Here is a 215-nt window from a genome sequence, read left to right as displayed (position 1 = left end):
GCTGGCTAGAGCACCTGCCTTGCACGCAGGGGGTCAACGGTTCGAATCCGTTATCCTCCACCAAAAAAACAAGTACGAAGTAAGAAGTACGGAGTACAAAGTTCTTTCAAACTATCATGATGTGGTACTTATAAAAGTATAAGTGACCAGGAGATCAGATCTCCATCATCAGCAACGCTAAACTGTAGGACACTTATCTGCGCAATCAAATAAGC

Annotated in this window: 1 tRNA gene (running past one end of the window); it reads left to right on the top strand. The window is 43.7% G+C overall.

Features of this window, described 5'->3' with window-relative positions:
- A tRNA-Ala gene (locus tag BUE76_RS02195) sits at positions 1–63 on the top strand (it extends 24 nt beyond the left edge of the window).
- The last annotated feature ends 152 nt before the right edge of the window (positions 64–215 follow it).

The organism is Cnuella takakiae (genome assembly GCF_001953305.1).
GTDB lineage: Bacteria > Bacteroidota > Bacteroidia > Chitinophagales > Chitinophagaceae > Flavisolibacter > Flavisolibacter takakiae.
The sequence above is the reverse complement of the archived record's forward strand: the minus strand, read 5'-3'. Positions and strand labels throughout refer to the sequence as shown.